This window comes from Mesorhizobium sp. M7A.F.Ca.CA.002.04.1.1 (genome assembly GCF_004022805.1).
Classification (GTDB): domain Bacteria; phylum Pseudomonadota; class Alphaproteobacteria; order Rhizobiales; family Rhizobiaceae; genus Mesorhizobium; species Mesorhizobium ciceri.
Window position 1 is genome coordinate 1 of sequence record NZ_RZPL01000471.1, and the last position, 4,594, is coordinate 4,594.

A 4,594-nucleotide genomic window follows, 5' to 3' on the forward strand; every position below is an offset into this window, starting at 1 on the left:
CCCGAGTTCCCAGTTCGGGCGGCCGCCTTTAACGCCTTTGAAAATTCCGTCTGACCAGTGAAGGGTGACCGTCATGGCTACTCAGCAGACCCGTTCGCTTGCCCGTTTCATGATGGCGCCATCCGTGGTGCTGCTGTTCGTCTGGATGATCGTGCCGCTGGTCATCACCATCTGGTTCTCCTTCCAGCAGTACAACCCGCTCAATCCGATCCGCGACGGCTTCGTCGGCTTCTCGAATTACGCGCTGTTCTATTCCAACCCGGCCTTCCTGCAGTCGATCCTCAACACGCTCACCTTGGTGGTCAGCGTGCTCCTGATCACGGTGATCGGCGGTATCCTTCTGGCGCTGCTGATCGACCAGCCGATGTGGGGCCAGGGCATCGTGCGCATCCTCGTCATCTCGCCGTTCTTCGTCATGCCGCCGGTGGCCGCATTGGTCTGGAAGAACATGATCATGCACCCGCCATACGGGGTGTTCGCCGACATAGCCCGCTTCTTCGGGGCCCAGCCGATCGACTGGTTCGGGCAACATCCGATGCTGGCGATCATCATCATCGTCGCCTGGCAGTGGCTGCCCTTCGCGACGCTCATTCTTCTGACCGCGCTGCAGTCGCTCGACGGCGAGCAGAAGGAAGCCGCCGAGATGGACGGCGCCGGGTTCATCAGCCGCTTCATCTATCTGACGCTGCCGCACATGTCGCGCGCCATCACGGTCGTCATCCTGATCCAGACGATCTTCCTTCTCTCGGTCTATGCCGAGATCCTCGTCACCACCAATGGCGGCCCGGGATACGCCTCCACCAACCTGCCCTTCCTCGTCTACCAGAAGGCGTTGCTGGAGTTCAAAATCGGCCAGGCATCCGCCGGCGGTGTGATCGCCGTCATTCTCGCCAATATCGTTGCCTTCTTCGCCATGCGCGCCGTCGGCAAGAACCTGGACAAGTAAGGGAGGCTACGATGGCACGCTCAGTCACCACCCGGCACAAGACGATCGCGACGGTTGCCGCCTGGATCGTCGCCCTGCTGATCTTCTTCCCGATCCTCTACACGATCATCACCTCGTTCAAGTCGGAGCAGGAAGCCATCCAGGGCTTCAGCATCATCCCGTCGGGAACGTTCGAGAGCTATACCGAGGTCCAGGCACAGAGCGGCTACTTCAAGTTCTTCTTCAACTCGGTGCTGCTCTCGGTCGGCTCGACCATCCTGGCCCTGCTGGTCGCCATACCGGCGGCATGGTCGATGGCCTTCTCGCCGACCAAGCGGACCAAGGACATCTTGATGTGGATGCTGTCCACCAAGATGATGCCGGCGGTCGCGGTGCTGTTCCCGATCTACCTGATCTTCCGCGACACAGGCCTGCTCGGCAGCCGCATCGGCCTCATGATCATGCTGATGCTGATCAACCTGCCGATCGTGGTGTGGATGCTCTACACCTATTTCCGCGAAATCCCTGGCGAGATCCTGGAAGCGGCGCGCATGGACGGCGCATCGCTGTGGAACGAGATCGTCTATGTGCTGACGCCGATGGCGGTGCCGGGCATCGCCTCGACAATGCTGCTCAACATCATCCTGGCCTGGAACGAGGCGTTCTGGACGATCCGGCTGACGACGACGGAAGCCGCACCCCTGACCGCCTTCATCAGCTCGTTCTCAAGCCCGCAAGGCCTGTTCTGGGCGAAGCTTTCGGCCGCCTCGACGCTGGCCATCGCGCCGATCCTGATCATGGGCTGGTTCAGCCAGAAGCAGCTGGTGCGCGGCCTGACATTTGGTGCGGTGAAATAACGGAATTGCCCGAAGCAATCGGCAGAAATAACCCCTCGGGGAGGAAACCATGGGAAACATCACGCTCAAGAACGTCTCGAAATCCTTCGGAGCGACGTCCATCATCCCCGGTCTCGACCTGGTGATCGAGAATGGCGAGTTCGTCGTCTTTGTCGGCCCGTCGGGTTGCGGCAAGTCAACGCTGCTGCGCCTGATCGCCGGGCTCGAGGACACCAGCGGCGGCTCCATCAACATCGACGGCCGCGACGTCACCGGCGAGGCACCGGCCAAGCGCAAGCTCGCCATGGTGTTCCAGTCTTACGCGCTCTATCCGCACATGACGGTGGCCAAGAACATCGGCTTCCCGCTGAAGATGGCCGGTGAGGACAAGGCGACCATCGACAAGAAGGTGGGAGACGCGGCGCGCGTGCTCAACCTGACCAACTATCTCGAACGCCGGCCCGGCCAGCTTTCAGGCGGCCAGCGCCAGCGCGTCGCGATCGGCCGCGCCATCGTGCGTCAGCCGACCGCCTTCCTGTTCGACGAACCGCTGTCCAATCTCGATGCGGCACTGCGCGGCACCATGCGGCTGGAGATCAGCGAGCTGCACCATCAGCTCAAAACCACCATGATCTACGTTACCCACGATCAGGTTGAAGCGATGACCATGGCCGACAAGATCGTCGTGCTGAACGCCGGCAACATCGAGCAGGTCGGCTCGCCGATGGAGCTCTACAAGACGCCGAAGAACCTGTTCGTCGCCAGCTTTATCGGCTCGCCGAAGATGAACCTGATCGAGGGCGCGCCGGCTGCCAAAAACGGCGCCAAGACCATCGGCATCCGTCCCGAACACCTGGAGATCTCGACCAGGGCGGGCGAATGGAAGGCAGTCGTCGGCGTCGCCGAGCATCTCGGCTCCGACACCTTCCTGCACGTCCAGGCCGACGGCGTCGGTCCGCTGACCGTGCGCGCCGACGGCGAACTCGGCGTCCATCACGGCGACACCATTTACCTGACACCAGACAAGGCCAAGCTGCATCGCTTTGGCGCCGACGGAAAGGCAATCTGAACATGCGACTGGCCGGCAAATCCGCGCTGATCACGGGTTCGGCCCGCGGCATCGGCAGAGCCTTCGCCGAAGCCTATGCCGGCGAAGGCGCAACCGTCGCCATCGGCGACATCAATCTCGAGGCGGCGCAGAAGACCGCCGCCGAGATTGGCGGCAAGGCCTATGCGGTCAAGCTCGACGTCACCGACCTCGCCTCGATCGAGGCGGCGGTGAAAGCCGTCGAGACGAAGACCGGTGGCCTCGATATCCTGATCAACAACGCCGCCCTGTTCGACCTGGCGCCGATCGTCGAAATCACCAGGGCAAGCTACGACAAGTTGTTTTCCGTCAATGTCGCCGGCACGCTGTTCATGCTGCAGGCAGCCGCCCGCTCGATGATCGCGCGAGGCAAGGGCGGCAGGATCATCAACATGGCGAGCCAGGCCGGACGGCGCGGCGAGGCGCTGGTCGGCGTCTATTGCGCCACCAAGGCCGCCGTCATCTCGCTGACCCAGTCGGCGGGGCTCGACCTGATCAAGCACCGCATCAACGTCAACGCGATTGCCCCTGGCGTCGTCGACGGCGAGCACTGGGATCACGTCGATTCGCTGTTCGCCAAATATGAGAACCGGCCGAGGGGCGAGAAGAAGAAACTGGTCGGCGAGGCGGTGCCGTATGGCCGCATGGGCACGGCACAGGACCTCACCGGCATGGCTGTGTTTCTCGCCAGCAGCGACGCCGAATACATCGTCGCCCAGACCTACAATGTCGATGGCGGCCAGTGGATGAGTTGAGGGCGGGGGACGGCCTCTGCTCCTCGTCCCTCCGCGGGGAGCAGAGGCCGACTTCAGCGGGCGCGTAGCAAGTGCCACCCCTTATCCGCTCCCCGACGGGGAGAGGAGCGTAACGAAGGCCGAAACCCGGCCAAAGGGTAAAACAGATGACCGTGAAACTCTCGTCCTCTAACCTCTCCAAGCTGCCCGCCAACGTCGCAGGTCCGAAGTATGACCGCGCGACGCTGAAGGCCGGCATCGTGCATTTCGGCGTCGGCAATTTCCACCGCTCGCATCAGGCCGTCTATCTCGACGATCTGTTCAATGCGGGCATCGGCCATGACTGGGCGCTGATCGGTGCCGGCGTGTTCGACGGCGAAAAGATCGGTCGCGGCAAACTGGAAGAGCAGGACTGGCTCACCACGGTGGTCGAGCAGGATAGCGGCCATATGAGCGCACGCGTCACCGGCGCGATGATCGACTTCCTGATGCCCGGCGATGCGGCCGGTGTGATCGAACGGCTTGCCGACCCGGCGATCAAGATCGTTTCGCTGACCATCACCGAAGGTGGCTATTTCATCGACCCGGCCTCCGTCGTGTTCAACCCGACCCATCCCGACATCGTCGCCGACGCGCAGGCCGGCGCCACGCCGAAGACGGTGTTCGGCATCATCCTTGCCGGGCTGATGCGCCGCCGCGATGAAGGCACCGTGCCGTTCACCGTGATGTCGTGCGACAACATTCCCCACAATGGCCATGTCACCTCGGATGGCGTCATCGGCCTGGCCCGTTTGATCGACGAGGATCTGGCGAACTGGGTCAGCGAGCATGTCGCCTTTCCGAACGGCATGGTCGATCGCATCACGCCGGCCACCACCGACCGCGAGCGCGGCATCCTGGCCAAGGATTTCGGCCTCGAGGACAACTGGCCGGTGTTCTGCGAGCCGTTCCGGCAGTGGGTGCTGGAGGACCATTTCACCGATGGCCGGCCGCCGCTGGAAAAGGTCGGCGT

At 62.8% G+C, this 4,594-nt stretch carries 5 protein-coding genes; all 5 read left to right on the forward strand.

Going from position 1 to position 4,594, the window contains the following annotated elements; genetic code table 11:
- The first annotated feature begins 73 nt into the window (after positions 1-73).
- Entirely contained in the window at positions 74-946 is an 873-nt protein-coding gene (locus tag ENZ75_RS21930) for a sugar ABC transporter permease (protein ID WP_063169753.1), read from the forward strand.
- Positions 947-957: 11 nt separating this feature from the next.
- Positions 958-1,782, forward strand: a complete 825-nt coding sequence (locus ENZ75_RS21935) for a carbohydrate ABC transporter permease (protein WP_063169752.1) — start codon at positions 958-960, stop codon at positions 1,780-1,782.
- Positions 1,783-1,831: 49 nt separating this feature from the next.
- Complete coding sequence (locus ENZ75_RS21940; protein ID WP_063169751.1) at positions 1,832-2,830, forward strand: ABC transporter ATP-binding protein; 999 nt, start codon at positions 1,832-1,834, stop codon at positions 2,828-2,830.
- Positions 2,831-2,832: 2 nt separating this feature from the next.
- A complete protein-coding gene (locus tag ENZ75_RS21945) occupies positions 2,833-3,603 on the forward strand; it encodes an L-iditol 2-dehydrogenase (RefSeq protein ID WP_063169750.1) in 771 nt (256 codons plus the stop codon).
- Positions 3,604-3,749: 146 nt separating this feature from the next.
- On the forward strand, positions 3,750-4,594 hold an 845-nt coding region (locus ENZ75_RS21950; protein ID WP_164887917.1), incomplete at its 3' end, for a mannitol dehydrogenase family protein.

What these genes read in the sequence shown, in the direction of transcription:
- ENZ75_RS21930 (WP_063169753.1), top strand. Translation starts at nt 74, where the DNA reads ATGGCTACTCAGCAGACCCGTTCGCTTGCCCGTTTCATGATGGCGCCA.
- ENZ75_RS21935 (WP_063169752.1), top strand. Translation starts at nt 958, where the DNA reads ATGGCACGCTCAGTCACCACCCGGCACAAGACGATCGCGACGGTTGCC.
- ENZ75_RS21940 (WP_063169751.1), top strand. Translation starts at nt 1,832, where the DNA reads ATGGGAAACATCACGCTCAAGAACGTCTCGAAATCCTTCGGAGCGACG.
- ENZ75_RS21945 (WP_063169750.1), top strand. Translation starts at nt 2,833, where the DNA reads ATGCGACTGGCCGGCAAATCCGCGCTGATCACGGGTTCGGCCCGCGGC.